Raw genomic sequence first — 24,489 nt, 5'->3', positions numbered from 1 at the left:
GCCTCTGCTCGCCTCGTATCACGCCTCTCAATTCTCGTGTTTACCCGGAGCGCTACCCCTATGTCCCAACCTTCCATTCTGCTGCTGGCTCGCGCCGATGGCCGTCGCGTCGACACACCTTTCAGCCAACAGGCATTGAGTGCGGCGGACCCATTCGCGGCAAGCCGCCAGGTCGCCTGGTCAGGCTCTGACGGCGTGTCGGCGGGCATCATCGACGGGCGTCACGCGGTTGCCAGCGATGACTATCCGCACAGCGAAACCATCGTCGTGCACAGCGGCCAGGTGACACTGAAAACCCCGGACCAGACACTGCAACTGACGGTCGGTGGCAGCGCAGTCATCGGTCGCGGCACCGTCGTGTACATCGAGGCACAGGAGGGAACGCAGTGGGCGTTCTGCAGCGTCACCACAGCGTTGCCCACCCCAGGCCTGACACTCCTCGACCCGCTGGCGCTGCTGTCACCTTCGGCCGCCCCGGAGCCACAGATACTGATTGGCCCGACACCCCAATGCCGCTCTCGCAACGCCTTCGAAGACAACGCCACCGACCTGCGCGTCGGCGTCTGGGACTCGACGCCCTACACCCGTCACGGCCGTGGGCACAAACTCAACGAGTTGATGCACTTGATCGAAGGCAGCGTGACCTTGACGGCTGACGACGGGGCAAGCGTGACCGTCGATACCGGTGACAGCGTGTTCGTTGCCCAGGGTGCACCCTGCGCCTGGCAAAGCACCCGGTACGTGCGCAAGGTGTATGCCGTCAAGTAAATGAGCGGGTGCAGACGCGCGGCCTGATCCCGCGCTGGATCGAGTGCCGCGTTTTCGTCCTGCATACAGCAGATTCTCCTTTGCCGAGCTGAACAACGGCATCGTTGACCGAGATCGTTTTGTTAATTTATGGCCAGGACAGGGCCCTGGGGAATACCTCGCAAGCCAGCGCGTTGCCCTGCTTCGCAGTCTCTTGTGCCCTGCTGTTCACAGCGCCCATTACCGCTCCAAGGAGCTCGTTTGATGACTACACACGCTTCGAATAGCTACCGCGTTGATCCGCACATGTCGCAGCGGTTTTACATCAACGGACAGTGGTCGGAACCGGTCAGCCCGGCGAGCTTGCCGGTGGTCAATCCTGCGACTGAAACCGTGGTTGCCGAAGTTGCACGCGGAATGGCCGAGGATGTCGATCTGGCGGTGGCTGCCGCACGGGCGGCCTTTCCAGGCTGGTCCGCTTCCAGTGCTGCGTCACGGGCGGCGTTTCTTGGAAAGATCCATGAGCTCATCCTGGAGCGCAAAGAGGAGTTGGCACAGGCGCTCTCGCTGGAGATGGGCGCAGCGATCGGCTTCGCCCGGGCGATGCAAGTGCCCCTGGCAGCCGAACACGTGCGGGTCGCACGGGATCTGCTGACCAGCTATCGCTTCCAGACACTCGAAGGCAGCACCGCGATTGAACGCGAACCCATCGGCGTCTGCGGTCTGATTACGCCGTGGAACTGGCCGCTGTATCAGATCACCGCGAAGGTCGCCCCGGCGATCGCGGCTGGGTGCACGGTGGTGCTCAAACCCAGCGAACTGTCACCGCTGAGCGCCCTGCTCTTCGCTCAACTGGTACACGACGCAGGGCTGCCGCCGGGGGTCTTCAACCTGGTCAATGGCAGTGGTCCGGAGGTCGGTGAAGCGATTGCTGCGCACGCCGACATCGACATGATTTCGATTACCGGCTCAAACCGCGCCGGCGCGCTCGTCGCGCAAGCAGCCGCACCGACCGTCAAGCGCGTCACTCAGGAGCTGGGCGGCAAGTCGCCGAACCTGTTGCTCCCCGATGCCGACTTCGCCAAGGCCGTTCCACTGGGCGTAATGTCGGCGTTTCGCAACGTCGGCCAATCGTGCAGCGCCCCGACCCGAATGATCGTGCCCAGGGACAGGCTGGCGGAGGTCGAGGCACTGGCCGCCGCCACGGCCAATGCAATCATCGTCGGTGACCCCCAATCCGAAGATACGGTCCTGGGCCCGATTGCCAACGAGGCTCAGTTCAAGCGCGTGCAAGTCATGATCGAAGCGGGTCTGAATGAAGGCGCCAAACTGGTGTGCGGCGGCCTGGGTCGGGTAGCGGGTCACGCCAAGGGGTTTTACGCCCGGCCGACGATTTTCTCCGAGGTCGACTCGTCCCTGCGCATCGCCCAGGAAGAAATCTTTGGACCGGTGCTGTGCATCATTGCCTATGACACCCTCGATGAGGCCATCGCGATTGCCAACGACACGGTGTATGGCCTCAGTGCCCACGTCCAGTCCCAGGACCTCGCTCAGGCACGAGCAGTCGCCTCGCGTATTCGCGCAGGACAAGTGCTGCTCAACTACCCCGCCTGGAACCCCATGGCGCCTTTCGGTGGCTACAAACGCTCCGGCAATGGCCGTGAATTTGGTGTGTACGGTTTTGAGGAGTATCTGGAAACCAAAGCCATTGTCGGGTTTGGTGAGTAACTGCAGGGTTGAGGCGGTGCGGCCAAAGGCCTCATCGCCAGCAGGCTCCTACAGGTTTTGGGGTCGATCACCGGATCTTCGAACAACCCAGTCCAGTCTCAACGCAACCGCAACGCATCCACCACCCCCGCCGCAATCGCCATCCCCACCAGATCCGGCAAGGTCTGCGCCTGCATTCGCTTCATCACCCGCGCGCGGTACAGGTCGACCGTCTTCGCACTGACCCCCAACTGCTCGGCAATTTCCCGAGTGGTGTAGCCCTGTACCAGCGGCAACAGCACATCGCGCTCACGCGGGGTCAGGGAAGCGAGCCGGTCCTGCAGGTGCTGCTGGCCCTGACTGTGGGTCTGGCTCAGGGAGCACTTGCTCAGCGCCTGCTGCACACTGTCGAGCAGTAACTGCTCGTTGTAGGGCTTCTCGATAAAGTCATGGGCGCCAGCCTTGAAGGCGCGGACCACGATGGGCACATCGGCGTGCGCGCTGACAAAAATGACCGGCAGATTCAGCTCGCGCAGGCGCATTTCTTCCTGCACGTTCAACCCGCCCATGCCGGGCATGCGCACGTCCAACAGGACACAGGCATCGCGACCGGCCTCGCAGGCGTTGAGAAATTCACTGCCGCTGGTGAACGGCAAGGCCGTCAGCCCTACCGACTCGAGCAGCCAGACTGTCGATTCGAGCATCCCCTGGTCGTCATCGACCACGTACACCACCTGCTCCGTCATTGCCTTATTCCTGTGCTTTTCGGGTTGCGCCGGCCAATGGCAAACGGCAGCTCATCAACAGTCCGACCGCCTGGCGCCGCGCCTGCAACTCGCCGCCGAAGCCTTCGATCAAGCTGCGACTCATGGACAGGCCCAGTCCAAGGCCATCGGCCTTGCTGGTGTAGAACGGGGTAAACAGCTGCGCCAGTTGCTCCTCGCTGACGCCCGGGCCCTGGTCCTGTACCTGGATCTCGACACTGGCGGCCCCCACCTGCCCAGCCGTCATGACGACTAACGAAGGCTCGGCGGGATGCTGTTCGCGGTTGGCATCGATGGCGTTGCGCAGCAGGTTCAACAGCACCTGCTCCAGCAACACCCGGTCGGCATACACCGGCGGCAGATTATCCGGGAGTCGATCCTCGATTGTCACTTGGCAATTGGCCGCCTGCCAGGCACACAAACGCACGGCCTCGCGGGCCACCTCGCTGAAGTCCAGCGCCTGCATACGTCGCTGGCCCTTGCGCAGGAACCCACGCAGGCGACTGATCACCTGCGCGGCATGGGTGGCCTGGTGGCTGATGCGTTGCAGGCCCTGAGCGACCTTTTCCGCCGCCTGGGGATTGCTGCCCAGGGTCTGCAAATAACGCTGGCTGGCATTCGCGTAATTGACCACCGCCGCCAGCGGCTGATTGATTTCATGGGCGATGCCCGAAGCCAGTTCGCCCAGGGTCACCAGGCGCGCGGTGTGCGCCAGTTCGTCCTGATGCCGGCGCTGCTGGGCTTCACGCAGTTCGCGCTCGGTCATGTCCCGCGCCACCAGCGAGTAATAGCGCTCGCCGGCAGCCGCCCGATGCGCCAGCAACACCAGCGACACCGGCACCGAACGACCACCGCCGGACGGTTGCAGGCGCGCGTCGGTGCTCCACACGCCCTCGCGCTCGGCACTGGGCCAGCCATCGCGTTGCAGACGCGCCAGGTCGTCACTGGCGAACAATTCAGCGAGATCGGGCATCGGCTGTTCAGCGCCGATTCCGAGGATGCGCCGCGCGGCGGGGTTGAGGTAGGTGACCTGTCCCAGCGGGTCGATGAACAACACTGGATCGGTATTGGCCTCGACCACTTCGGCCAGGCGTCGCTTATTTTCCTCGGCCTGCACCCGTGCCGTGATATCCCGCGACACGCTGACCACCTCCACCACGGCACCGGTGTAGGTTTCGCGGATTGCCCGGCAGGCGGTTTCGAACCACAGGTAATGCCCGTCGCGGTGACGGATGCGGTAGGTCATGGTGTGGTAACCGTCCTGCGCCAGCGCTTCCTGCGCACGCTGCATCAGACTGGCCAGACCCTGGACATGGAACAGGCCCTGGGCCGGTTGCCGGCGCAGCTCTTCGGGCCAGTAGCCGAGCAGGGTCCAGGACGCCGGCGAGGCATCGAGAAACAGCCCGTCCGGGGTGTGCCGGGAGATCAGGTCGGTGGTGTTTTCGATGATCAGCCGGTACAGCCGGCGTGCCGTGGCCGCTTCACGCCGGGCGACAATCTGCGCGGTGGCGTCGTGGCATCGGGCGAGCACACGCTTGGCCTGCGGATCGGGGATGAAGGTCCAGGTGAGGATCCGCGCCTGCAACTGCACCTCGACCTCTTCGATGGCCCGCTGCTGATCAAGACAGGCGCGTACCAGCATCAGGTAATTCACTGGCAGCAGCTCCTCCACCTGCGCCGGAGAACGCTCGCCAAGTAACGCCAGCAACGCCGGGTTGAACGCCAGCGGCTGGCCTTGCGGGTCAAGCAACAGGCTGGGCTGCGGGTCGTGGGGTAGCAGCGGCGATTCAGGCGTCTGGCTCATGGGCGGTCCAGGGATTCAAAGTCGCCCAGCATATACCGGGACGCGACTGATTAGGCTTCGAGAGAAGCAAATATAGTAGATATACTATACGTCTTAGGTTGTACTTCCATATCTATCGCCAAATGTATATAAAGCACACCGGACATTTAAAGATGACCTCGGCGCACACGCCGGGTCACCGATCAGAGCTAACAATCAGCCACCGGGTACCGTACATGTCGATCTATGAACAAGGGCTCAGCCCTGCGCCTGTCAATCACATCGCCTTGTCTCCGCTCAGCTTCATCGAGCGCACGGCCAGTGTTTATCCCCACTACCCCGCCGTGATCCACGGCTCGATCCGCCGCACCTGGGCGCAGACTTATGCCCGCTGCCGGCGCCTGGCCTCGGCCCTGGCCGGACGCGGGATCGGCAAGGACGACACGGTGGCGGTGATGCTGCCGAATATTCCCGAGATGCTCGAAGTGCATTTCGGCGTGCCGATGATCGGCGCCGTGCTCAACCCGCTCAACGTGCGCCTGGATGCCGAAGCCATCGCCTTCATGCTGCAGCATGGCGAAGCCAAGGTGCTGATCACCGACCGCGAGTTCCACGCCGTGATCCACGCCGCCCTGGGCATGCTTGATCACCCGCCGCTGGTGATCGATGTCAACGACCCGGAGTATGGCGAAGGACAGGCCGTAAGCGAACTGGACTACGAGGCGCTGCTGGCCGAGGGCGATCCGGACTTCGCCTGGCAGTGGCCGGCGGACGAGTGGCAGGCGATCTCGCTGAATTACACCTCGGGCACCACCGGCAATCCCAAGGGTGTGGTTTATCACCATCGCGGCGCCTATTTGAACGCGCTGGGCAACCAGATGACCTGGGCCATGGGCAATCATCCGGTGTACCTCTGGACCCTGCCGATGTTCCACTGCAATGGCTGGTGCTACCCCTGGACCATCACCGCGCTGGCCGGGGTCCACGTGTTCCTGCGCCGCGTTGATCCGCAGAAGATCCTGACCCTGATTCGCGAACACCAGATCACTCATTTGTGTGGTGCGCCGATCGTGCTCAATGCGCTGGTGAACATGCCGGAATCGGCCAAGGCGGCGATCGATCATCCGGTCAACGCCATGGTTGCCGGTGCCGCGCCACCGGCCAAGGTGATCGGTGCGGTGGAGCAGATGGGCATCAAGGTCACCCACGTCTACGGCCTGACCGAAACCTACGGCCCGGTGACTATTTGTGCCTGGCATGCCGAGTGGGACGCCTTGCCCCTCGACGAGCGAGCCCAGGTCAAGGCGCGCCAGGGCGTGCGCTACGCCACCCTGGAAGGAGTGATGGTCGCCGACTCCAGCACCCTCGAACCGACCCCGCGTGACGGCCAAACCATCGGCGAGGTCTTCATGCGCGGCAACACGGTGATGAAGGGCTACCTGAAGAATCCCAGCGCCACCGCCGAAGCCTTCGAAGGCGGCTGGTTCCACACCGGCGACCTGGCGGTTTGTCATCCGGACGGTTACGTCGAGATCAAGGACCGCCTCAAGGACATCATCATTTCCGGCGGCGAGAACATTTCCACCATCGAACTCGAAGGCGTGCTGTACCGCCACCCGGGCGTGATGGAGGCGGCGGTGGTCGCCCGTCCCGACGAAAAATGGGGCGAAACTCCCTGCGCCTTCGTCACCCTGAAGGCCGATCACCAGGACGTGCGCGAGGCCGACATCATCAGCTTCTGCCGCGAACACCTGGCCGGCTTCAAGGTACCGCGCACGGTGGTCTTCACCCTGCTGCCGAAGACCTCCACCGGCAAGATCCAGAAGTACGTCCTGCGCGAACGGGCCGAAGCGCTCTAGGCCAACCACGACCACTCGCCAGCCGGCGACGGGACCGCTGCCCGTCGCCGCACCAGAACAACCGTCCTTGTGAGGTTTACCCGATGCCCGAATTCAACGCCCCGTTGCGCGACATGCGCTTTGTCCTGCACGAAGTGTTCGACGCCCCTGCCCTGTGGGCGCGCCTGCCAGCGTTGGCGGAAACGGTCGATGCTGACACCGCCGATGCGATTCTCGAAGAAGCGGCGAAAGTCACGTCGCAATTGATTGCCCCGCTCAATCGCAGCGGCGACGAAGAAGGCGCGCAATGGCGCGACGGCCAGGTCAGCACCCCGAGCGGTTTCCAGCAGGCCTATGCGACCTACATCGAAGGCGGCTGGGTCGGTCTGGCAGGCAATGCCGAATACGGTGGCATGGGCATGCCGAAGATGCTCGCGGTGCAGGTCGAGGAAATGCTCTACGGCGCCAACTCCAGCTTCGCCCTGTATTCGGCCCTGAGTTCCGGCGCCTGCCTGGCCCTGGATGCGCACGCCAGCGAGGCGCTGAAAAATATCTACCTGCCACCGATGTATGAGGGGCGCTGGGCCGGTTCCATGTGCCTCACCGAAGCCCACGCCGGCACCGACCTGGGGCTGATCCGCAGTCGCGCCGAACCTCAGGCCGATGGCAGCTACCGGATCAGCGGCAGCAAGATTTTCATCACCGGTGGCGAGCAGGACCTGACCGAGAACATCATCCATTTGGTGCTGGCCAAGTTGCCGGACGCACCTGCGGGTCCCAAGGGCATCTCGCTTTTCGTGGTGCCCAAGGTGCTGGTCAACCCGGACGGTTCCCTCGGCGCAGCGAACGCCGTGAGCTGTGGTTCGCTGGAACACAAAATGGGCATCAAGGCCTCGGCCACCTGCGTGATGAACTTCGACGGCGCCAGCGGCTGGCTGGTGGGCGAAGCCAACAAGGGCCTGGCGGCGATGTTCACCATGATGAACTACGAACGTCTGTCGATCGGCATCCAGGGCATAGGCTGCGCTGCCGCGTCCTATCAAAGCGCGGTGGCCTACGCTCGCGAACGGGTGCAAAGCCGTGCGCCGAGCGGTGCCGTGGCTCCAGAGAAGGCCGCCGATCCGATCATCGTGCATCCGGATGTGCGCCGCATGTTGCTGACCATGAAGGCCATGACCGAAGGCGGTCGGGCGTTTGCCTGCTATGTCGGGCAGCAACTGGACCTGGCGAAATATGCCGATGAGCCGGCCGAGCGCAACAACGCTCAGGCGCTGGTGGCCCTGCTGACGCCGGTGGCCAAGGCGTTCTTTACCGACAGCGGGCTGGAAAGCTGCATCCACGGCCAGCAGGTGTTCGGCGGCCATGGTTATATTCGCGAGTGGGGTCAGGAGCAGTTGGTGCGTGACGTGCGCATCGCGCAGATCTACGAAGGCACCAATGGCATCCAGGCGCTGGACCTGCTGGGACGCAAGGTGCTTGCCGACAACGGCCAGGCGCTGCGCCAGTTCACCGCCGAGATCCGCCGCTTCGCCGATCAGCCGGGCGCGCCGTTTGCCGGAGAACTGTTCGAGGCGGTGCAACGCCTTGAGGATGTCAGCGATTGGCTGCAAACGCGGGCCGCGGACAATCGCAATGAAATTGGCGCGGCGTCGGTGGAGTACCTGCACCTGTTTGGCTACCTGGCCTATGCCTGGCTGTGGGCACGCATGGCCCAGGTGGCGGAGCAGAATCTGCCTGAAGATCCGGCTTTCTACGGCGGTAAACTGGCCACCGCGAACTTCTACATGCAGCGCCTGCTGCCGCGCATGGCCAGCCTGGAACAGTCGATCCGCGCCGGCAGCGAGTCGTTGTTCGGGTTGAGTGCGGAGCAGTTTTGAAGCGCCCCCCCAAACTGTAGGAGCGAGCCTGCTCGCGATGGGGCCATCAGCCGCACCGCATCAACTTCATCGCGAGCAGGCTCGCTCCTACAAGGTTTTGTGGTGCTCGAAGGTCCCGTGCCCCCTCACTCCTCATCCTTCTGCACATTGTTATGCTGCGCCAGGTAGCGATCCAGGGTCGGGTTTGCCTGGGCGGGGTCGCCGGCCACTTGCCACAGGCGGCGTTCGATGCCCTGGGCCAGCAAGTGGCCGACTGCCGATTCGATGGCCGACAGCACGCAGAGTTGCGCCGGTTCGTTGGTGGTGTAGCCGACTTCAGCTTCCAGCAACTTCTTGAACTCGATGAACTTGAACACCCCGGCGCTGCGGGCAACCGAGTAGATGGTTTTGCTGGTCATCACGTTGGCCAGCACCTGGCCGCTGCGCACATCCACCGCCCGCAGGTTGATCGAGACCTGGTCGACCCGGTACTCGCGAGAGATATCAATGCCCAGGTAGCGCGCCCCTTCCCCGCCACTCTTGACGTTGGTGTCATAGGCGATGATGCCGCCTTCGAGCATCAGGTTCGCCGCTTGCAACGGTGGCAACTCCGACTGGATATTCACCGGCGTGTTGGGTTTTTTCTGCGAAGCGCGGATGATTTTGCGCTCGGTCAGCAGATTCTGCAGACCTTCACGCTCCAGTACCACGAACCAGCCACTGGCCTGCAGCGCGTCCATCAGCATGCTCGCCGCGCCCTGGGTGACGCTGGTGGAAAACGAACTGGCCGGGGTCGGTTTGTACTGCCCGGTCTGGTCACGGAAGCCATACACCACCGCCATCAGGCGCCCCTTGGGACGCGGCATGTTCAGCAGGTCGTAATAAGTCGAGGCACGCGGTGTCAGCGTCGGCGTCTCGCCTTCCTGCTCAGCGCCCACCGGTTCGCGCAGTGCGCAGCCCTGCAAGGTGAACAGCAGCGTCATCATCAGGATTATTGTTTTCATGTCCGTCCCTCCCCATCGTCCCGAATCCCCTTAAGGGGCCAGGCCATTCACTTGGATTTCCGAAATTTCGCCGGTCGCGCGGTCGGTCACCTGAATACTCAGAGCCCCCGAGTCGTCGATGACGTCGACGATGAACGAGTCGGTGGACAGGCTCCCGGTATTGCCCGTGGAGATGTTGTCCAGCAACTGCGACAGCAGCCGCGACTGCAACTGGCTGGTGAAGCGATCCAGGGCCGAGGTGCCAGTGGTGGTGGCCCGCGACTTGATGTCCGGGTCGTCGTAGTCGTTCTGTGCCTGGGCGTTATTGAGCAGCCAGGTGCCGTTCAGCGGATTGCCGCCGAACGATGGGTTGATCGGGGTGTAGACCAGTTCCGTGGCCTGGACCAGGCCGCAGCTGCCCAGACCTAGCAACAACAGGCCGGCACGCCGTGAGAGGCTTGTGCTGTTCATAGTTCGTCCTTCTCCAGGTCGGTGGTGTCTTGTAGCAGCGTTTCGAGCCTGCGCTGGGAGATCTGCGCCTTGACCAGGTCGGCGGCCTCGACGGCGGTGTCTTTCAGTTCGGTGGTATTGGGGGCCAGGAAGCGCCGGTAAACCAGGCGCCGCTCATACTCCACCGTCACCAGGCTGCCCCAGCGTGCGTCCGGGCGTTCGCGCACCACCAGGTTGAAGTCCATGCGGCTGATGGCGCGCATGCGGTCGGCGAAGTAGTAGTAAAAATCGTGGCCGACGTGGGAGATGGTGTTGTCGATGATGAAGCCCGCCATTTCGTCTTCGTCGTCACCGCGCGCGGCGCTGGTGGCAAGCGTCAGCATCAGGGCCAGGGATGTCAGGAACAGACCATTCATGAGTACGCCTCCTTAGCGATCTGCCGTGGCGGACGGGGTTTTCACCTGTCCCGCCGGGCCGTCGAGAAATGCCTTTTCGGCGACAAACTGCCAATCCGAATACTGCGTCATGCCGTTGAAGTCGACCCACTGGGCGGGGAAGTCCGCCTGCTTGAGCGGCAGCTCGTGGGACTGGCTGTAAACCCCGGTAATGCGCCCGTCTATGCCGCGGGTGAAGCCCCATTCCTCGGTATTGCCAATCGGGTCCGGGTACAAGCGGCGAATGTGCGACCGAGGTGTCGGGAAACGCTGATCCACCAGCAGGTCCGCCAGCTCCTGCGGGTACAGCGCCACGCCGGGCGAACTGCGGTAGTAGCTGCGCAAGGCCTGGGCATACTGGGTGCCGACCCACAGCAGCTGGCGTTCGCGATCACGCCGGGCGCTGGTCGACCACAGCTCGCCGGCACTGGCCAGGGCCATGCCCATGACCACGATCAGGAACAGCACGCCCAGGTAGGTGAAGCCGCCTTCGGCGTGGGGGCTACCACTCGGAATACAGGCTGCCATCACGCGCCCTCCCGGTAGCACCACTCTTCACATCGGCGACTCCGCCGGCCACTCCATCCGGTGGCGCGACCAGTACCCACAAATCGCTGCGCTCGCTGATCGGGTCCATGGGCGCGTTGCGCAGGTAGCGTTGCTCGACCAGTTGATCGAGGGAATCTGGGTAGTGACCGGTGTCGCCGTAGTAGTGATCCAGGGCTTCGCGCATGGCCGACAGACTCTGGCGCAGCGTGGTTTCCTTGGAGGTTTCCAGGCTGTTGAAGTAGCGCGGCAGTGCGATCGTCATCAGGGTCGCGATGATCGCCATCACCACCATCAGTTCCAGCAGGGTAAAACCCTTTTCCCGGCGCATAAGCTCACCACTCACTGTAAGCGATACCGTTGAGGCCCTTGCCGCGGGCGTGGGAGTACACGTCGTAGACGTCCTCGCCTTCACGCGGGCTCTGGGCCGTGCTGTCGTAGGAGCGCAGGCCCCAGCCACCCTGATCGTCACGCTTGGCCGTGGCGAACGGGTCACGCGGGATGCGCCGCAGGAAGTAAAACTTGGCGCCCTTGGCACTGCGCACATCCCGTACTCCGTCCACCAACACTTGCAGGCTTGGCGGGTAGCCGCTGCTGTTCAACGACTTCTCGATGTAGCCGGCGTCGAAGGCGCGCTTGTAGGCATCGAGGGCATCGCGAATCTGGTACAGCGCGGTGCGCAGATCCTGCTCCTTGCCCCGGCGCACAATGGTCTCAGTGAGCGGCGCGGCCATGCCGGCGAGCAAGCCGATCAGGGCCAGGGTCACCACCACTTCAATCAGGGTGAAACCGCGCACCGAGCGTTTCATGACTCAAGGCCTCTCGATTGGGTGATTGGAGGCAACAGGCTGGGACGGCAGCTCGATCGAGACGTTGGCGTCACGGCGCGGCGCCGGTACGTGCATGCTGGTCTCGGTGCCGGTCTGGAACTCCATGTCCGACGGGCTCTGGTACGGCAGGTTGCGCACGATCCGCGGGGTGATCGACAGCACCAGTTCGGATTTGCCAACAGTGTCCTTGTTGCTGCCGAACAGCCGGCCCAACCCTGGGATATCGCCGAGGCCGGGGATCTTGTTGCCGGTGGCCAGGTGGTCGTTGCGCACCAGACCGGCAAGGATCTGGGTTTCGCCATCATGCAGGCGCAGGGTGGTTTGCGCGTTGCGGGTATCGACCTGAACCGGGATGGTGCCCTGGCGAGTCGGCTCCAGCGGTGTGGCGTTACTCACTTCAAGGGCAATCTTGATCGCCACTTCGTTGTTCAGGTGAACGATTGGTTGCACTTCCAACTTCAGACCGACGTCGAGGTAGGTCACGCTTTCGGTGATCACCGGGCCCTGGGTCGACGGCACCGAAGTGGCGCTGATGATCGGCACCCGCTGGCCGATGTGGATCCGTGCCTGCTCACGATTGGTCACGCGGATCACCGGGCTGGCCAGGGTGTTGATGTCGTTGTCCTGGGCGTTGATCTTGGCCTGCGGCGACGGGTTGATGCTGATGCGGCTGGAGTTAAGACCTTTGAGCTGGTCAAGAATGGTCACCGGGTTGCCGTCCTCGGTGAGCACGCCGAAAGTGTTGGGCCATTGCAGGCCGAGGTCGAGAATGCGCTGGCGGGCGACCTCCATCACTTCCACTTCAAGCACCACTTCCGGGTTCGACTGATCCTGGGATTGCAGGAGCTTCTCGGCCATCCGCACCGCGTCTTCGGTGTCGCGCATGGTCAGGGTGTTGAGGCGTTCATCGACAAACACGTCGCGGGTCTTGAGCATGGTCTTGATCATGTTCAACGCAGTGTTGGAATCGATGCTGGTCAGGTAGAAGGTGCGCATCACCAGCTCCTGGTAATCCTTGAGCTTCTGCGGTGAGTCCGGGTAGATCAGGATGGTGTTGTCGTTCACCACTTTCTGGTGCAACTGGTTCTGCTGCAGCAGCAATTCGACGGCGTCTTCGATGCGCACTTCACGGACGAAGATGGTCGCCTTCATGTCGGGGCGCAGGTCCTTGTCGAAGATGAAGTTGAGTCCGGCGACCTGAGACAGCACTTCGAAGATGGTCTTCAGGTTGGCGTCACGAAACTCCAGGGTGACCGGCCGGTCCAGGCGAGTGCGCAGTTGCGGATTGCTCACTACGTTGCGGCTTTTCACCAGTTGGATGTTGCTGTTCAACTCCAGCGCGCCTTCGTTCTTCGGATCGAGGTCGAGGATCTGTTTGACCTGGCGATCGGCGCCATAGATGTCACCACGGCGCAGGTCGCCACGGGCCAGTTCGAGCTTGGCGTCGAGGCTGCGCATGTACTCCAGCTGACGCAGGGCTTCCTGGGCGCGGCGGTTGTTCGGCTCGATGACCAGCACCCGGGAGTAGTTGATCCGCGCCGAGGCGAAATCCCGTTGCGAACGGTCCGAATCGCCCTGTACCAGCAAGGCTTCCACCGCCCGCGCACGGCCGCTGGTCAGCGCCAGGTGCAGTTCGGTGTCGCGAGGGTTTTCCCGCAAGCCTTCCTCGATCCGCGCCAATCCTGCTTCGTACTGACCTTGCTCGATCAGTTCCTGCCCTTCCTTATTGGCGAGTTGCGCCGAGCTGCACGCGGCGAGGCCAACGCACAGGCAAATCAGGGACATCAGCTTACGGGGGTGGTTCATGGCGCGCTCCCCACAGACAGGGTCTGGGATAAATGCATAGGCAGGTAGACCAGGTTCAGTTCCTTGTCGGAAATGCCCACGATCCGCCAGTTGTCGTCGATCACATCCCCTTTACGGACGACGTAGATTTTCTCGCCGCTCTGCAGGAACACCTGCAGGTCACGCTGATCAGCCAGCCTGCCGACAAACTGGAACGGCAGCGGTGGCGCCGTCGGGGCTTGCACCACCGGGGCTTGCACAATCGGGGTTTCGGTGACGGTGGCGAGCTTGACGGCCGGCTTCCAGCTGCGTGAGCTGAACAGATCGCCCGCCGGTGCCAGGTCCTTGATCGCCACCCCCTTCACCCCTTCACTGGCGGAGGGGGTGGCGCCGGACCTGGCTTTTCCGGACGACAGGGCCACGCCGCCGGCCGAATTGCCGCCGTCGTCCTTGTCACTGAACAGTTCCGGCAGCCAGGCCAGCGCCACCGCAACCCCGAAGAACGCCACCCAACCGATGAGTTTTTTGTTGTTCATCATGACCTCGACAGGTAAAGGGTCATGCGGATCCGACCGGTTATGTCGGTGTCGGCGATGCGTTTGCGTTGCAGCTCGAGGTCTTCGAGTACCACCGCCGGCAACTGCGCCAGCAAGGCGTGCATGAAGCGCCGCAGTTGCGGGTAGCTGCCGCGTACCGGCAAGAGAATCTGATAGCGCGCCAGGTGGGTCTTGGGATCGATGCCCAGGGCGTATTCACCGCGCGACAGGGTGATGTGTTCCAGGGCCGCGAGGGCATAGATCTTGTCGATGGCCACGGTCGCCTGGGGCTGCGACGGCAGCTTGCTGCGGAAATCATCGAGCTGGCGCTGCGGCACCACCGGCGCGGCGACACTACCGTCCTCGACCCTGGCCAGGTACGCGCTGGCTTCGCGGGTTTGCTGATTGAGGTCTTCCAGCGCGCGCCAGTCCGGCAGCAGCGCGAGGGTGGCGTAGCCGAGCGCGAGGATTAGCCCCGCCAACCCCACCAGGCCGGGTACGCCGAGGGTTTGCAGGTACTCGTGGACGATCAGTCTAGGGATTCGCATCGCCCATCTCCCAGGTTGCCGACAGGTTGAATTGCACCGGGTGTTCCGCCGACTGCGCGACGATTTCGTGATTGAGCAGCGACACGTCGCTGAGTTCGTCACTGGTTTCGAGCAGGCGGTGGAACTCCAGCATCGCCTCCAGATTCCGCGCTTCGGCACTGATCCGTAGCAGGCCCTTGCGTGCATCGGGGGTCAGGGTCAGCAGCGCGACGTCATCCTTGGGCATGGCTTCGAGCATGGCGAACAAACGTTCCCAGGGCCGGCGCAGTTGCTGCGAGACCTTGCGCATCTCCGCCAGGTTCTGCGCCTGCTCGCGGGTTTCGGCAGGGGTCAGGCCGGGCTTGCCAGCACTGTCGCCGGTCAGCACGCGCTGGGTGTTTTGCAGGTGACCCTGTTGTTGTTCGGCTTGCTGGCTGAGGTGTTGTTGCAGGGCCACGCAGCCCAGCACCAGGACACTGCCGGCAAGCAACAGGCTCCAGCCCAGGGGACTGGAGCGCCGAGGGGGCTGGAAGTCGAGCATTAGCGGGCGCATGTCAGGCCACCGCCAGGGACATGACATACAGCCCGTCGTGCACGCTCGCGGCCCCCTCTTCGAGGGTGCGCAACTGCACATCGTCCAACTCGGGCAGCGCGTCCAGGCGCGCCGGGGCATGCAGGTAGACACTCAAAGGCCGTTCGCTGGTGGAGGCCTGAAGCTGCCGTTCACGACCGATCAGGGCACTCAGCGCTGCGTCACTGTCATTGCTGCCCACCGAGCGCACCGCCACCCAGCGCCCTTCGCGAGCCAGCAGCAACACGCTGCGTACCGGCTCGGCGACGACGAACAGGAAGTCGCCGTTGCCCAAGCTCTTGTCGAAGCGGTTGTAGGCCGCCATCAGGTAGGGCTGCACCGAGCTCAGGCGCAGGTTGCGTGCACTGACCAGGCTGCGCAGGCGTTCCAGCAACTCCTGGGGCAAGGCACTGGCGATGCGGTCATGGCCGGCGGCTTCTGCCGAGAGCACGATGTTCCAGGGTTGGTTGGCTGCCCCATACAAGTCCTCGAAGCACAGCTGGGCAAACCCGAGCAGTTCATTCGGGCTGCTGATTTCCTCGCTCCAGGGCACCAGGCAGTAGCGACTGAAATGCCCCGACACCAGCACCGTGACTTCCGAGCGCGGGCGAGCATGTTCACCCAGCAGCCGATCGAGGGTTTCCAGGGCGACGGACCAGGCGGTGTAGCCTTCGTCGATAAAACCGACGCTGCCCAGCCAGTGGATCTGCCCGGCCCGGCGCTGACCCAGCCCGACGCCGCTGGCGCCGAGTACGGCGACAAATTGATCACGCGATAAAAGTGACACGATTGATCTCCTCCAGCGTGGTCCGACCATCACGCACCAGCTCCAGCGCCGATTCGCGCAGCAGGCGCAGGCCACGGCTGCACGCCAGGGCCTTGATTTTCGCAATGGGTTGGCGTTCGACGATCATCTGCCGCAGCTCGTCGTCCAGGTGCAGCAATTCGGCAATGGCACTGCGACCGCGGTAACCGGTGCCCCGGCAATGGCCGCAGCCACGGCCGTGAACAAAGTGGTAATGGCCGACCTGCAACGGGTCGAGGCCGGAGTCGTGCAGTTCTTCATCGGTGGGTGTCACGGGGCTGGAGCAGCTGCTGCACACCAGGCGAATCAGGCGCTGGGCCAGCACCGCGTTGAGCGCCGAGACCAGGCTGTAGGGGTCGATTTCCATCTGGGTAAAGCGGCCGATCACGTCGAACACGTTGTTGGCGTGGATGGTGGTGAACACCAGGTGACCGGTGAGGGCCGATTGCACGGCGATCTGCGCGGTATCGGGGTCACGGATTTCGCCGACCATGATCTTGTCCGGGTCGTGACGCAGGATCGAGCGCAGGCCGCGGGCGAAGGTCAGGCCTTTTTTCTCGTTGACCGGGATCTGCAGCACGCCCGGCAGTTGGTACTCGACCGGGTCTTCGATGGTGATGATCTTGTCCACGCCGTGGTTGATCTCGGTGATCATCGCGTAGAGCGTGGTGGTTTTGCCGCTGCCGGTCGGCCCGGTCACCAGCACCATGCCGTAGGGTTCGGCCGCCAGCCGGCGCAGGCTGCGCAGGGTTTCGTCCTCAAAGCCCAGGGCCTGCAGCTGCACGCCACTGACCTTGTCCGCCAGGTCCTGCTTGTCGAGGACCCGCAGCACCGCGTCTTCGCCGAAGATGCTCGGCATGATCGAGACCCGGAAGTCGATCTGCCGGCCACTGATGCCGATCTTGAAGCGCCCGTCCTGGGGCACGCGTTTCTCGCCGATGTCCAGCTCGGCCATGACCTTGACCCGCGAGATCACCTGTTCAGCGAACTCGGCACCCTGGATCTTGCTGATGTTGTTGAGCACCCCGTCGATCCGGTACTTGATCACCAGGCCACTGCCGGTGGTGCCCAGGTGGATGTCGCTGGCGTGCATTTTCAGCGCGTCGTAGAGGGTCGAGTTGACCAGCTTGACCACCACGCTGGCGTCTTCACTGATGCTGGTCAGGGACAGGCTTTGCAGGTTGTCGATCTCGACGCTGGCATCGGCCTGGGCGTTCAGCGACTCGACGGCGTGGAAGCTCTCTTCGTGACGCGCCAGGTAGGCCTTGAGGTCTTCGAAGTGCACCAGGTACAGGGGCGCGCCGTGCAGGCAGTCGTCAATCCAGGCCAGGCGACTGGTGTCGAAGGGGTCGGCGAACACGCCAATCACCGTATCGGCATGGCGCAGCAGGATGAATTCGCGTTTCAGGCATTGGGCCAGGGTGACCCGGTCGAACACCGGGGTAGCCTCGAACAGTTGGGCGGTATCGAGCACCGGATAATGCAGGGTAGTGCCCAGGCACTGGATGAAGGCCATGGGCTCGAGGCCGCTCTGGCTCTGCAGGGTTTCGAGCAGCCGCTCGCCGGTGCTGGAGGCCTGATGCCGGGCATGCGCCAGTTGCTCACTGGTGAAACGGGTAGGTAGCGATGCCGCTTGGGCCGGTTCGACGGCCAGTGACAAACGTTCCATGGCTTGCTCTCCAACGCCTGGGGTTCAGAACCCGGGCGGTGCGGCAGGCCATTTCAGTCTGTTCGCACCGCCTACTCCCCGGTGAGCAATTGTTCGTCGTCCGGTGCCGGTGGCCGCGATCCCTTTTGTCGGCGATCCGCCAGCACCCAACTGCCATCGTACAATTGCAGCGGGAATTTCTCGGTCCTGCTCTGGCGTCGTTCGACGAATCCTTCGGCTTGAGCGGCCCCGGCCTTTGGCTCCCGTTTGACCCCCAACAGATCGCAGACTGCACGAGCCAATTCCGCCAGTGGAAAAGGTTTGAACAGGATATGACTGATTCCCAGCTGAGCCGCGCGCTCACGGACCTCACTGGTCGGATGCGCGGTGATCAGCACGAAATGACAGTCCCCGCTCTGGCGGACAGCATCGAGCACCTGAAAACCTTCCATATCGGGCAAACGGTAATCAAGTACCACTACATCGGGTAAAAAGGTCTTCGCTTCTGCGATGGCCTTGGCACCGTCATGGGCAACCCGGACTTCCAGGCCCTGGGCCCCGAGGTAAACCTCGAGATTTTTCGCCAGGATCTCTTCGTCTTCGACAACCAGTACTTTGTTGTTTAACAAGGTCGACTCCTTGAACCGTGCAGATCCGTTGTTCGGACCTGGGAGTGCGTGCCTTGAATAGGCTTACGCACACTTCATGCCAGGCTTATCGGCGGTTTTTGACCGCGCTATCTATTTGATTTTCCGGGGTTTGTATTTTACTCACGGCCACCCGTCCCCCAAAGACGGGGAAGCCTCTTGTATTACCCCTGACACTTGCCCCACTTGTGGGGACAGCGGGTCATTCATCGTCGATACGTTCAATCCGGTTGCGCTCCCTTAATTGCGCCAGAGCCTGCTGTCCTGCCTGAATCTGCTGCTGGCGGGCGAGATAGCCCCTGACCAATGCGAGCCCCTGGGCTTCTTCGACCTCGCTGGCGGCCAAGTGGTTCTGTACTTGAATCAAATGCCAGCCAAATACTGTGCGAACCGGCTGGCTCACTTCACCAGTCTGCATCGCAAAGGCAACTGTTTCAAATTCGGACACCATCTTTCCATGTGAAAAATAGCCCAAATCACCGCCCTCGCCCGCGGTGCTGTCCTGAGATTGACTCTTGGCCAGGGTGGCGAAGTCCGCGCCCTGGACGATCTGCGCCCGCAGGCCGAGTAATTGCTGACGACTGGCCTCTACCGTCGCGGCGTCGGCATCGGGGGCGAGCTTCAGGAGAATATGCCGGGCCTGGATCTGCTCGGGGCGAGCCATGGCCGCGCGCTGGGCCTCGAAGAACTCGCGCACTTGCTTTTCATCCGGGTCCTTGACCGTCACCAGCTCGGTGTACATCTGCTGCGCAGCGAGCTCCTTGCGGGTGTAGTCGGCGAAGCAGTCTTCGTCGAACCCGGCATCTTCCAAGCGCCGAGCGAAGACTTCGTTGCCGCCGATGGCCGTGCGCAACTCGTCGATGTGCGCCCTGACCAACTCATCACTGATCTTCAGGCCACGACGGGTCGCCTCCTGCCAGAGCAGTTCCTTGTCGATCAGGTCGCTCAGCGCGGCTTGGCGCAATTGTTTATAGGCCTTGGGGTTGCGGATGCTGCCCACGGCACGGCCCTGTGCCTGCAGGTACTCGGTGAAGTAGCGTTCAAGGCGAAATTCGGAAATGGCCTGGCCATTGACCCGCGCAGCAGCGGGGCCATTGTCGTCGTTGTCAGTGTTGGCCTGGACCTCGGCCACCACGATGAGCAAAGTGATGAGCAGACAACTGAACTTCATGATCGCTCCTCGCATCAGGGTGCCGTCGCTATCGGCTGATAGCGCGCGACAGGAAAGAAACGTTGGTCAGGCAACTCCACGGTGACGATATGCGCCCCGCGCAGGCCCATGCGCTGGCCGGGGCCGAAGCTCATGGGTGGGGTCAGGCCGGTGGAAAAATCGTGCAGGCCTTCCAGCGCCGCCAGCAGTTTTTCCCGGCTGGCGTCGCGCCCGGCCTGCTTGATGCCTTCGCTGAGCAGCAGCATCGAGCTGTAGGCGCCGACCTGCTGCACCGCGTGGCGCCCGCCCAGGCCGGTGCGCTGGCGCAGTTGCTGCAGCGCAGCGCGGCCCTCGTCGGTCCAGTCCCCGGGGACAAATGGATAGGCGAGGAACACCCGCCGCGATAATTCACTGGGTAACTGGCGGACATCCCCGGCCACCTGGCTCGACGCGGCGAACAGCTGGGGCCTGGCGCCCGTCGCCTGCAACTGCGCGCCGAGCTGGCCAAAGCCGGCGCCGCTACCGAGATAGAACAGCGCCTGAATGCCGGTCAGTTGCGGCTCGAGCAACTGCGCTTGGGCCGGATCGAACGCCTGCATCCGCACCTGGGTCCAGCCATGGGCCTGCAGGTAGCCGTTCAGCTGTTGGGCCACCGCGCCCTGCCCGCCCTGCTCCTGATAGACGATCAAAGTCGGCTGCTGATTGGCCTGCAGGTCACGCGCGGCGAAATCCGCCAAGGCCATCAACTGTTCTGCCAGCCCGGGCAAGGGTTCGAAGATCTGCCGACTGCGCGGGCTCGCGCCGAGCAAGGAAACCCCGCCCACCAGCGGCACCCCGGTCTCTTCCAGCACTGCCGGCAAGCCATCCCCCAATGCTGGGGCCAGTGGCGCGACCAGGGCAAACACCGGGGTATCGATCAACTGCCGCAGCGCCGCCAGCGCACTGGCCAGGTCCGGCCCCGGATCAACAATGCTCAGTTGCAGCTTGCGGCCATGAATCCCGCCCTCCTCGTTGATCCGCGCGATGCTCGCCCGAAGTACCGCCGCCACCGTGCGCGCCTCTTCGGCCAACGGCCCGCTGCCGGGCAGCAGCGTGCCCAGGTGCAGGGTGTCGGGCTCGAGGCCGGGGTCGCGGTCATCGGCGAGGCGCTTGAGGTAGGCGGTCAGGTTGCGCTGGTCGGCCATGCTCAGGACAAAGCGTGGCATCGCCGGGTCGAGCCGCTGGTTGGCCGGATCGCGCCCTTCCTGCACCGCCCGCGCCACCCCGGCGTCACTGTAGGCTGGGTAATCGCGGCCGTTGACCTGCTGCTGCCCGTAGGGCGCACTGAGCCGTGACCAGGTGATATCCGGCGGACGTATCCCGCCTTCCGGACGCCCCTGGCCATCGTTGCCGTGACAGTTGGCACAGGGCATGGATTTCGCCGGCAACAGGATATCCGCCGCGCCGACGCGCGCCATCACCACCTCGCCACTGCTCGACAGCCCCTCGCGATACAGGCGTTTACCGGCGCTCTCTTGCGGTGTCAGGGTCAGGGCGTTGGCCGCCAGGCTCAAGCATCCGAGCAGGAGCAGGCTGGCAATCGGCAGGCTCTTCATGATCGAGACTCAACGACCGGCGATTGGCATGGTCAGCAGCTTCAGGCGCTCGGCGATGGCGCTGGGCGGCGCATCGGGGCGAATCTTGCTCCAGCGTTTGTTGGCCACATCGCCGACGATCAGTTGCGTCGAGTGTTGCTCCGGCGACGGGATGATCTGACCGATGCGTCCCAGCACCAGGTCCATCTGCGCCTTGTCGCCGGTGAGGAACAGCCAGTTCGGGTCGTCGGCGCCCTGTTTGAGGGTGTAGGCCTTGAGCACCGCCGGGGTATCGCGCAGCGGGTCGCTGGTCAGGGAGACGAAGGTGACCTGGTCAGCCATGTCGCCCAGTGCTTCGCGCACTTCACGCAGTTTGCGGGTGATCAGCGGGCAGGCGTCGTTGCAACTGGTGAAGATCACGTTGATCAGCACCACCTTGTTTTCCAGGGCGTCGCTGTAGAAGCGCAGGGTCTCGCCGTTCTGATTCTGCAACTCGGTATCGGTGAACCAGGTCCGTGCGTCGCGAGTACCTGCAGGCGCTGCGGTGGCTGCTGGCTGAGGCGCGGCATCCGGCGCCGGCTCGCTCATCTGATGGCCTTCGTGGGCAAAGGCCAGGGTGCTGAAGATGAAATAGCAGATCGTCAGGGCAATCCAGTCAATGGCTCTCATGGCTGACTCTCCAGGGCAATCGCGGTGTGTTTGGCGTGCACCCGCAGGCCGCTGAGTTTGTTGATTTCAGTGATCAGCACTTGCGGGTCGGTAAAGCCGTAATAGCGGGTCCAGTGGCTGCTGTTGCCGTCGCCAACCATGATCAGCGGCGCATGGTTCTTCAGGTCCGGACTCTGCGCGCCGAGGCCCTTGAGGGTGTCGCTGATCGACGGCGCCGAGCCGGTCAGCCAGCTCCAGCCTGGCCCGTTCTGGAATTGCCGGGCGTAGTCGGCGAGGCGCTTGGGATCGTCGCGCAGTGGATCGACGCTGATCGACACCAGTTGCACGTCGCTGCCGACCCGCCCGCCCAGCTGTTTCTGGACCTTGCCCATGATCGAGGACACCACCGGGCAGACCGTGGTGCAACTGGTGTAGATGAAGCCCATGACCACGATCTTGTCGTTCAGCAGGTCTTTTTCCAGACGCACCGACTTGCCGTCCTGGTCCACCAGCGGCACGTCGACGATTTCCACCCGGGTGCTCTCCAGGCGTGCTGCCGGAGCCTGGTGTTGTGAATGATCCTCGGCACTGTGGGCGTACGCCTGGTTGACCGAGGCGGCCAGCACACAGACAGTCAACAGCCGTTGCAGATTGAATCGGTTCATGTCCAGCTCCTTGATCATTGGGCAGCGCCGGGAACGACCCGCACGCTGGCAAAGGATTTGGTGTCGAAATTCGCGCCCAGCGAAGCGGCCCGTACGTGCACATACCAGGCGCCGCTCTTGTCCAGGGTCAGCGGTGCTTCGTACACGCCATCGCTGACCTCTTTGGCGGCAACCACCTGCACCCGTGACGTGGGTGCGAGGAAGTAGCGCACCTCGACGTCCTTGACGCCGATACGCGGCAACTTGCCGGCGTCCTGGGCGATGCGGAACCGGGCGACAAAGGGGCTGCCCAGTGGCACCGAGCTTTTCTCCAGGAGAAAGTCGACACTGGGCGCGCCGAGGTGCCGGGCCACCTGGCTGTCGGCCTGCACCTGCACGCTGAAGCAGTGGACGATGCTCGGCTGGTTGAGCAGGAAGGCGACGTCGAAAGCCCCCGCTGGCGGCAGCTTGATCCGCGAGCTGTAGACCCCCGGTTCGACCTCGCGCAGGCTGCGGTCGATGACCATTGCCGCCCGCGCCACCTGGCCACGATTGGGGTAGCCGGACATCGGCGCGTTCATGCCCTCGGCATAGAAGTAGGTGGTGTTGTCCGCCGGGTTGACCACGAACACCGAGTTCTCGTCCCGGGAAATCGCCAGCCCCGAAGCCAGCGGCAAGTCACCGGCCAGACGCGGCGCCGAGGAGCCGGCCTCGAAGCCCTGGACGATCGGCGTGCGGCCCTGCCCCAGGGACGACAGGTTGATCATGGTCACCTTGGACGACGCCAGTCCACGGATGTAGGCGTAGGCCTTGCTGAACACCACCTGGTAAGGCTCGGCAGAGACCTCGACTTCGTGAATCAGGCTGTCGGTGGCGGCGTCGATGATCGCGACCCGATTTTCCAGGGTGTTGAGCACAATACCGAAGCGCCCGTCCGTGGAAAAACCCATGGGCCCAAGACCCTGGCGGCTCTTGATGACCTTGCGCAGCGCCGGGTTCTGGCCGTCGATCACCGTGATGGTGCCGTCCTTGCCATCGGCCACGTACACCGCCTGAGACAGCGCCGAATAGGCGACTGACAAGGGGTGGGAACCGGTCTTGAGCTGTTGTTTGATGCTCAGGCTGGCGACGTCGATGACGCTCAAAGTGCCGTCGTCGCGGTTGCTGACAAAGGCAAAGCGCGAGTCCTGACTGAAGCTGATTTCGTGGTGACCACGGCCGGTGACCAGGTGTTTGAGGGGTTCAAGCGTCTGCACGTCGATCACCGTGACCCCGGCCTCGGCTGCATCGCTGGCATTGTTGCCGACCCACAGCAGGCGCTCGTCAGGCTGCAAGGCGACCCGCACCGGCTGCTTGCCGGCCGGGATCGAGTCGATCAGCTGGAATTTTTCCGCATCGATCACCGCCACTTCGCCGGCGGTCGGCATCGACACGAAAATGCGCTTGTTGTCCTTGCGGCTGACCCAGTCCATCGGCGGCTGCTTGAGATCAATGCGCCCCAGGGTGCTGGTGATGCCGCCCACCGACACCGAGGGGTCGACAATCGAGACGCTGGCGTCCTGGTTCATGATGAACACGTAGTAGCTGTTGAGGTCGAGCATCGGCCGCGCACCGACGCTGCTTTTCAGAAACGCGCCGACCCGCGACTTGCAACTGCGGTCGCGGCCCTGGGCCTGATCGGCGGCGGTCTGCTGCGGATCGACCCAGGCCCCTGGTGCGACGCCGGCCAGGGGTTGGCCGGACGCACTGTCGGTGAGGCTGAAGCGCACGTCGGCGAAGCTGCCTTCGACTAATTGCCCGCCGGGCTGCGCCGGGCGCAACTGGAACTCCACGGCCACGCCGTCGCGCTCCAGACGCTGCCCACCCGTTGCGTCCTTGGGCGGTGCCTGGGTCTCGGCGTGACAGGCGCTGACCCAGGCCCCGCCACCGCTCAACAGCAGCCCGGCCAGCAACGCATACCCGGCGACTCTGGTTTGCATGTTCATGACGCGTCCCCCTCCATGTTGTCGCTCGTCG

At 63.5% G+C, this 24,489-nt stretch carries 24 protein-coding genes; 4 read left to right on the top strand and 20 right to left on the bottom strand.

Annotated elements, in window-relative coordinates; genetic code table 11:
• The first annotated feature begins 60 nt into the window (after window positions 1-60).
• Both NR126_RS17445 and NR126_RS17440 read left to right on the top strand, forming a co-directional pair.
• Window positions 61-768 (top strand): cupin domain-containing protein, encoded by a 708-nt coding sequence (locus NR126_RS17445; RefSeq protein ID WP_256830719.1) that lies wholly within the window; start codon window positions 61-63, stop codon window positions 766-768.
• A gap of 243 nt (window positions 769-1,011) precedes the next feature.
• On the top strand, window positions 1,012-2,475 hold the full coding sequence (locus NR126_RS17440) for an aldehyde dehydrogenase family protein (protein ID WP_256830718.1): 1,464 nt from the start codon (window positions 1,012-1,014) through the stop codon (window positions 2,473-2,475).
• 98 nt (window positions 2,476-2,573) lie between these two features.
• Here the strand turns inward: NR126_RS17440 and NR126_RS17435 are convergent, their stop codons facing one another.
• The gene (locus tag NR126_RS17435) at window positions 2,574-3,200 is read right to left on the bottom strand and encodes a response regulator transcription factor (RefSeq protein ID WP_256830717.1); all 627 of its coding nucleotides are present in this window, start codon (window positions 3,198-3,200) and stop codon (window positions 2,574-2,576) included.
• A 4-nt stretch (window positions 3,201-3,204) separates the two neighbouring features.
• Window positions 3,205-5,022, bottom strand: a complete 1,818-nt coding sequence (locus NR126_RS17430; protein ID WP_256830716.1) for a PAS domain S-box protein — start codon at window positions 5,020-5,022, stop codon at window positions 3,205-3,207.
• A 215-nt stretch (window positions 5,023-5,237) separates the two neighbouring features.
• Here NR126_RS17430 and NR126_RS17425 point away from each other — a divergent pair, with 215 nt between their 5' ends.
• Both NR126_RS17425 and NR126_RS17420 read left to right on the top strand, forming a co-directional pair.
• Window positions 5,238-6,860, top strand: coding sequence for an acyl-CoA synthetase (locus NR126_RS17425; protein WP_105754927.1), 1,623 nt, complete (start codon window positions 5,238-5,240; stop codon window positions 6,858-6,860).
• A gap of 83 nt (window positions 6,861-6,943) precedes the next feature.
• The gene (locus NR126_RS17420; protein ID WP_256830715.1) at window positions 6,944-8,716 is read left to right on the top strand and encodes an acyl-CoA dehydrogenase C-terminal domain-containing protein; all 1,773 of its coding nucleotides are present in this window, start codon (window positions 6,944-6,946) and stop codon (window positions 8,714-8,716) included.
• Between the two features lie 125 nt (window positions 8,717-8,841).
• Here NR126_RS17420 and NR126_RS17415 read toward each other — a convergent pair whose 3' ends face one another.
• The 18 genes from NR126_RS17415 to NR126_RS17330 form a co-directional block, all read right to left on the bottom strand.
• Window positions 8,842-9,699, bottom strand: coding sequence for a CsgG/HfaB family protein (locus NR126_RS17415; RefSeq protein WP_027616158.1), 858 nt, complete (start codon window positions 9,697-9,699; stop codon window positions 8,842-8,844).
• Between the two features lie 30 nt (window positions 9,700-9,729).
• Window positions 9,730-10,149, bottom strand: coding sequence for a curli assembly protein CsgF (locus NR126_RS17410; RefSeq protein ID WP_027616157.1), 420 nt, complete (start codon window positions 10,147-10,149; stop codon window positions 9,730-9,732).
• Complete coding sequence (csgE, locus tag NR126_RS17405; RefSeq protein WP_027616156.1) at window positions 10,146-10,544, bottom strand: curli production assembly/transport protein CsgE; 399 nt, start codon at window positions 10,542-10,544, stop codon at window positions 10,146-10,148. The genes NR126_RS17410 and csgE overlap by 4 nt, the downstream gene beginning before the upstream one ends.
• 12 nt (window positions 10,545-10,556) lie before the next feature.
• Window positions 10,557-11,090 (bottom strand): type II secretion system protein, encoded by a 534-nt coding sequence (locus NR126_RS17400; protein WP_027616155.1) that lies wholly within the window; start codon window positions 11,088-11,090, stop codon window positions 10,557-10,559.
• Window positions 11,065-11,439, bottom strand: coding sequence for a type II secretion system protein (locus NR126_RS17395; protein WP_027616154.1), 375 nt, complete (start codon window positions 11,437-11,439; stop codon window positions 11,065-11,067). The genes NR126_RS17400 and NR126_RS17395 overlap by 26 nt, the downstream gene beginning before the upstream one ends.
• A gap of 4 nt (window positions 11,440-11,443) precedes the next feature.
• Complete coding sequence (locus NR126_RS17390) at window positions 11,444-11,917, bottom strand: type II secretion system protein (protein WP_027616153.1); 474 nt, start codon at window positions 11,915-11,917, stop codon at window positions 11,444-11,446.
• Window positions 11,918-11,920: 3 nt separating this feature from the next.
• Window positions 11,921-13,744: a secretin N-terminal domain-containing protein gene (locus NR126_RS17385; RefSeq protein WP_105754929.1), complete on the bottom strand. Its 1,824-nt coding sequence runs from the start codon at window positions 13,742-13,744 to the stop codon at window positions 11,921-11,923.
• Window positions 13,741-14,259 (bottom strand): hypothetical protein, encoded by a 519-nt coding sequence (locus tag NR126_RS17380; RefSeq protein ID WP_256830714.1) that lies wholly within the window; start codon window positions 14,257-14,259, stop codon window positions 13,741-13,743. The genes NR126_RS17385 and NR126_RS17380 overlap by 4 nt, the downstream gene beginning before the upstream one ends.
• Complete coding sequence (locus tag NR126_RS17375) at window positions 14,259-14,807, bottom strand: GspMb/PilO family protein (RefSeq protein WP_256830713.1); 549 nt, start codon at window positions 14,805-14,807, stop codon at window positions 14,259-14,261. The genes NR126_RS17380 and NR126_RS17375 overlap by 1 nt, the downstream gene beginning before the upstream one ends.
• Entirely contained in the window at window positions 14,794-15,339 is a 546-nt protein-coding gene (locus tag NR126_RS17370) for a pilus assembly protein (RefSeq protein ID WP_027616149.1), read from the bottom strand. Before NR126_RS17370 ends, NR126_RS17375 begins: the two co-directional genes overlap by 14 nt.
• Before the next feature lies 1 nt (window position 15,340).
• Window positions 15,341-16,144 carry a hypothetical protein gene (locus NR126_RS17365; RefSeq protein WP_027616148.1) on the bottom strand — a complete coding sequence of 268 codons (804 nt, stop codon included), beginning with the start codon at window positions 16,142-16,144 and terminating at the stop codon, window positions 15,341-15,343.
• Window positions 16,125-17,831, bottom strand: coding sequence for a GspE/PulE family protein (locus tag NR126_RS17360; RefSeq protein ID WP_256830712.1), 1,707 nt, complete (start codon window positions 17,829-17,831; stop codon window positions 16,125-16,127). The genes NR126_RS17365 and NR126_RS17360 overlap by 20 nt, the downstream gene beginning before the upstream one ends.
• A gap of 71 nt (window positions 17,832-17,902) precedes the next feature.
• Window positions 17,903-18,439 carry a response regulator gene (locus NR126_RS17355; protein ID WP_027616146.1) on the bottom strand — a complete coding sequence of 179 codons (537 nt, stop codon included), beginning with the start codon at window positions 18,437-18,439 and terminating at the stop codon, window positions 17,903-17,905.
• Window positions 18,440-18,659: 220 nt separating this feature from the next.
• Entirely contained in the window at window positions 18,660-19,628 is a 969-nt protein-coding gene (locus tag NR126_RS17350; protein ID WP_027616145.1) for a peptidylprolyl isomerase, read from the bottom strand.
• A gap of 14 nt (window positions 19,629-19,642) precedes the next feature.
• Window positions 19,643-21,202 (bottom strand): ABC transporter substrate-binding protein, encoded by a 1,560-nt coding sequence (locus tag NR126_RS17345; protein WP_256830711.1) that lies wholly within the window; start codon window positions 21,200-21,202, stop codon window positions 19,643-19,645.
• A 9-nt stretch (window positions 21,203-21,211) separates the two neighbouring features.
• The gene (locus tag NR126_RS17340; protein WP_027616143.1) at window positions 21,212-21,850 is read right to left on the bottom strand and encodes an SCO family protein; all 639 of its coding nucleotides are present in this window, start codon (window positions 21,848-21,850) and stop codon (window positions 21,212-21,214) included.
• Window positions 21,847-22,494 carry an SCO family protein gene (locus NR126_RS17335; protein ID WP_256830710.1) on the bottom strand — a complete coding sequence of 216 codons (648 nt, stop codon included), beginning with the start codon at window positions 22,492-22,494 and terminating at the stop codon, window positions 21,847-21,849. Before NR126_RS17335 ends, NR126_RS17340 begins: the two co-directional genes overlap by 4 nt.
• A 14-nt stretch (window positions 22,495-22,508) precedes the next feature.
• Window positions 22,509-24,458 carry a cytochrome D1 domain-containing protein gene (locus NR126_RS17330; protein ID WP_256830709.1) on the bottom strand — a complete coding sequence of 650 codons (1,950 nt, stop codon included), beginning with the start codon at window positions 24,456-24,458 and terminating at the stop codon, window positions 22,509-22,511.
• Window positions 24,459-24,489 lie beyond the last annotated feature (31 nt).

Origin of the sequence: Pseudomonas sp. Pse1 (assembly GCF_024519635.1) — a bacterium.
In the GTDB taxonomy this organism is placed as follows: Bacteria; Pseudomonadota; Gammaproteobacteria; order Pseudomonadales; family Pseudomonadaceae; genus Aquipseudomonas.
This window is presented reverse-complemented; position numbering and strand designations above follow the sequence as displayed.

Bases quoted from the DNA above. Each gene is read 5' to 3' on its own strand.
- NR126_RS17445 (WP_256830719.1), top strand. From the start codon at position 61: ATGTCCCAACCTTCCATTCTGCTGCTGGCTCGCGCCGATGGCCGTCGC.
- NR126_RS17440 (WP_256830718.1), top strand. From the start codon at position 1,012: ATGACTACACACGCTTCGAATAGCTACCGCGTTGATCCGCACATGTCG.
- NR126_RS17435 (WP_256830717.1), bottom strand. From the start codon at position 3,200: ATGACGGAGCAGGTGGTGTACGTGGTCGATGACGACCAGGGGATGCTC.
- NR126_RS17430 (WP_256830716.1), bottom strand. From the start codon at position 5,022: ATGAGCCAGACGCCTGAATCGCCGCTGCTACCCCACGACCCGCAGCCC.
- NR126_RS17425 (WP_105754927.1), top strand. From the start codon at position 5,238: ATGTCGATCTATGAACAAGGGCTCAGCCCTGCGCCTGTCAATCACATC.
- NR126_RS17420 (WP_256830715.1), top strand. From the start codon at position 6,944: ATGCCCGAATTCAACGCCCCGTTGCGCGACATGCGCTTTGTCCTGCAC.
- NR126_RS17415 (WP_027616158.1), bottom strand. From the start codon at position 9,699: ATGAAAACAATAATCCTGATGATGACGCTGCTGTTCACCTTGCAGGGC.
- NR126_RS17410 (WP_027616157.1), bottom strand. From the start codon at position 10,149: ATGAACAGCACAAGCCTCTCACGGCGTGCCGGCCTGTTGTTGCTAGGT.
- csgE (WP_027616156.1), bottom strand. From the start codon at position 10,544: ATGAATGGTCTGTTCCTGACATCCCTGGCCCTGATGCTGACGCTTGCC.
- NR126_RS17400 (WP_027616155.1), bottom strand. From the start codon at position 11,090: ATGGCAGCCTGTATTCCGAGTGGTAGCCCCCACGCCGAAGGCGGCTTC.
- NR126_RS17395 (WP_027616154.1), bottom strand. From the start codon at position 11,439: ATGCGCCGGGAAAAGGGTTTTACCCTGCTGGAACTGATGGTGGTGATG.
- NR126_RS17390 (WP_027616153.1), bottom strand. From the start codon at position 11,917: ATGAAACGCTCGGTGCGCGGTTTCACCCTGATTGAAGTGGTGGTGACC.
- NR126_RS17385 (WP_105754929.1), bottom strand. From the start codon at position 13,744: ATGAACCACCCCCGTAAGCTGATGTCCCTGATTTGCCTGTGCGTTGGC.
- NR126_RS17380 (WP_256830714.1), bottom strand. From the start codon at position 14,259: ATGAACAACAAAAAACTCATCGGTTGGGTGGCGTTCTTCGGGGTTGCG.
- NR126_RS17375 (WP_256830713.1), bottom strand. From the start codon at position 14,807: ATGCGAATCCCTAGACTGATCGTCCACGAGTACCTGCAAACCCTCGGC.
- NR126_RS17370 (WP_027616149.1), bottom strand. From the start codon at position 15,339: ATGCGCCCGCTAATGCTCGACTTCCAGCCCCCTCGGCGCTCCAGTCCC.
- NR126_RS17360 (WP_256830712.1), bottom strand. From the start codon at position 17,831: ATGGAACGTTTGTCACTGGCCGTCGAACCGGCCCAAGCGGCATCGCTA.
- NR126_RS17350 (WP_027616145.1), bottom strand. From the start codon at position 19,628: ATGAAGTTCAGTTGTCTGCTCATCACTTTGCTCATCGTGGTGGCCGAG.
- NR126_RS17345 (WP_256830711.1), bottom strand. From the start codon at position 21,202: ATGAAGAGCCTGCCGATTGCCAGCCTGCTCCTGCTCGGATGCTTGAGC.
- NR126_RS17340 (WP_027616143.1), bottom strand. From the start codon at position 21,850: ATGAGAGCCATTGACTGGATTGCCCTGACGATCTGCTATTTCATCTTC.
- NR126_RS17335 (WP_256830710.1), bottom strand. From the start codon at position 22,494: ATGAACCGATTCAATCTGCAACGGCTGTTGACTGTCTGTGTGCTGGCC.
- NR126_RS17330 (WP_256830709.1), bottom strand. From the start codon at position 24,458: ATGAACATGCAAACCAGAGTCGCCGGGTATGCGTTGCTGGCCGGGCTG.